Origin of the sequence: Deinococcus fonticola (assembly GCF_004634215.1) — a bacterium.
GTDB lineage: Bacteria > Deinococcota > Deinococci > Deinococcales > Deinococcaceae > Deinococcus > Deinococcus fonticola.
Window position 1 is genome coordinate 1 of the sequence record NZ_SMMH01000084.1, and the last position, 2,677, is coordinate 2,677.

A 2,677-nucleotide genomic window follows, 5' to 3' on the forward strand; every position below is an offset into this window, starting at 1 on the left:
GAGGGCGAATCCAGGCGCTGAGGATGGGCTGGGCTTCACGGATGGGGATTACACTGAGATCGGGACGAGGCTTAGACATCCGTCCCTCTCTCATTTCTAGCTGCAAAAATCAACCCCTAATCGCCGTGAGTTCACTGTCGCAAAAACCTCAATCAGCAAGGAGCCGAACGTCATGGATGCCCAACGCATCGAGGATGCCTTTGACACGGGCGAACACAGGGAGAAGTTGTCGGGTCGAAACCTGGGCGCTCTCGTGCTGGATGACTTCCTGATGCAGTGGAAGAGATCGTCCCCTGAACGTGACAGCAAAGCGAATCAGGCAGAACTTCCCAAAGAGCATACTGGTGTCCAGAGCGAGCACCAGGCGGTGCTCGCCCCAGTGACGAAGGGCTTGGAAGACTAGCGGCGCATAGATCTCGAATAGATCTCGAAGGGATCAACCTTATTGCGGACATCGTTCCAGGAGAGGGTGAGGAAGGGTCGGACATTCTGGTAGAGTCGGGGCACGTCCCCGAGGATCGTTTTTGTCGTCATAAACAGAAATTGTTCCCTATCGGGGACGTTTTCTCATACTTTCTGTGAGGCCATCAGGGAGTTGTTGTGTTATTTTATATATTGACCAAGATTCTATTTTCCATCCTACAATTTCTTACACGAGACTGAACTGCAGACGACTTCGACGGTGAATATTGGCTGGAAAATATGCAGCTTCTACGTGGCTTGCCACCAATAAAACTTTCGTGAGCTGAGGACAGATGGGCCATGCCATGAAAAAAACTGTCCAGCACGTATAGAAATTCATAAGGCGCTGTAAGCCTCAGGAAGGGGCCTTGAAACGCCTTTGAGGGTCAAGGACACCCCACAGGACTCTCAACTGAAGGGGGAAAGATTTGCACTAATCAGACTTAGTTTTAAAAGAGTAAGCTTGACAGTTACGGGGTTCCCGTATATCTATTAACTACGGTTATCAATTACCTAACAAATTCGTCATCCCAGACAGCCTCAACACACTGCTTTATTATTCAGAGCGAAAACACTGTATAAGACACCAGGCCACGAAGCCCGAGTAAACATCCCTCAAAATCCGGAGACCATCATGACCACCTTACTGAATGACCCCGTCACCCGCACCAAGGCATACTTTGCCGGCGAGTGGCGCACCACCCCAAAGACCTTTGAAGTTCGTCACCCAGGCAACGGCGAGGTGATTGGCGCCGTGGCCGACTGCACACCCGCAGACGCCCGCCGCGCCATCGACGCCGCCGAGGTGGCCCTGAAAAGCTGGCGCAAGGTCAACCCCTACGAACGCGGCAAGATCCTGCGCCGCTGGCATGACCTGCTGTTCACGAACCAGCAGGAACTGGCGCGGCTCATGACGCTGGAGATGGGCAAACCTATTACCGAAACACGCGGCGAGGTGGCCTACGCCGCGTCCTTCATCGAGTGGTGCGCCGAGGAGGCCGGGCGTATTGCCGGTGAACGCATCGCCCTGCGCTTCAACCACAAGCGCGGTTTCTCGGCCGCCGAACCGGTCGGCATCGTGTACGCGGTCACGCCCTGGAATTTCCCGGCGGGCATGATTACCCGCAAGGCCGCCCCGGCCCTGGCGGCGGGGTGCGTCATGATCCTGAAACCCGCCGAGTTGTCCCCCATGACTGCCCTGATGCTGGCGGAACTGTGGCTGGAGGCCGGTGGGCCGCCCGACACCCTTCAGGTGCTGCCCACCAACGACGCCCCGGCCTTCACCCGGCCCTTCATGGAAGATCAGCGCGTCAGGAAACTGACCTTCACAGGCAGCACCGCCGTGGGCAAGTTACTGTACGAGCAATCCGCCAAGACCATGAAACGCATCTCGCTGGAACTGGGTGGGCACGCACCTTTCCTTGTGTTTGCAGACGCCGACCTGGAGAAAGCCGCGAGCGAGGTGGTCGCCAGCAAATTCCGGAACGCCGGGCAGACCTGCATCTGCACCAACCGCGTGTACGTGCAGCGTGACGTGGCCGAGGAATTCACGCAGCTGCTGACCCGCAAGACTGCGGGCCTGAAGCTGGGCGATCCGCTGGCCGACGACACCCAGGTCGGCCCGGTGGTCGAGCAGGCAGGCCTGGACAAGATCCGGGCGCAGGTGGAGGACGCCCTGCGCAAGGGGGCCACAGCAGCCACGGGCGGCCAGGTGCAGAGCGGCCTGTATTTCCAGCCGACCGTGCTGACGAACGTCGCGCCGGACAGCGTGATTCTGCGCGAAGAAACCTTCGGGCCAGTCGCGCCGGTGGTGGTGTTCGACACCGAGGAGGAAGCGCTGCGTCTGGCGAACGACAGCGAGTTCGGTCTGGCCGCCTACGCCTACACCCGTGACCTGAGCCGCGCCTGGCGCGTCGCCGAGGCCCTGGAATACGGAATTGTGGGCATTAACGACGGCATGCCCACCGGGAACGCGCCGCACGTCCCCTTCGGCGGCATGAAGAACAGCGGTCTGGGCCGCGAGGGCGGGCACTGGGGCCTGGACGAGTACCTGGAAACCAAGTTCATCGGCATGGCGCTGGAGCAGTGATACGGAACTAAATTGAGTTCAGAACATTTCGAATCCAAGGGAAGAAGGTGAGCGAGCGGACCACTGAAGGATTGGCCATCAGGCGCTGGCACTCCTGACTCAACACCTCCTCGACCTCATCCAGGG

At 58.7% G+C, this 2,677-nt stretch carries 3 protein-coding genes; 2 read left to right on the plus strand and 1 reads right to left on the minus strand.

What is annotated here, in order from left to right; all coding sequences use genetic code 11:
- The first annotated feature begins 172 nt into the window (after positions 1 to 172).
- On the plus strand, positions 173 to 403 hold the full coding sequence (locus tag E5Z01_RS19100; RefSeq protein ID WP_135230824.1) for a hypothetical protein: 231 nt from the start codon (positions 173 to 175) through the stop codon (positions 401 to 403).
- Here the strand turns inward: E5Z01_RS19100 and E5Z01_RS20280 are convergent.
- Positions 400 to 534, minus strand: coding sequence for a hypothetical protein (locus E5Z01_RS20280; RefSeq protein WP_276321263.1), 135 nt, complete (start codon positions 532 to 534; stop codon positions 400 to 402). The genes E5Z01_RS19100 and E5Z01_RS20280 overlap by 4 nt on opposite strands.
- A gap of 562 nt (positions 535 to 1,096) precedes the next feature.
- Between E5Z01_RS20280 and E5Z01_RS19105 the strand changes: the two genes are divergently transcribed.
- Positions 1,097 to 2,551, plus strand: a complete 1,455-nt coding sequence (locus E5Z01_RS19105) for an NAD-dependent succinate-semialdehyde dehydrogenase (RefSeq protein ID WP_135230825.1) — start codon at positions 1,097 to 1,099, stop codon at positions 2,549 to 2,551.
- Positions 2,552 to 2,677 lie beyond the last annotated feature (126 nt).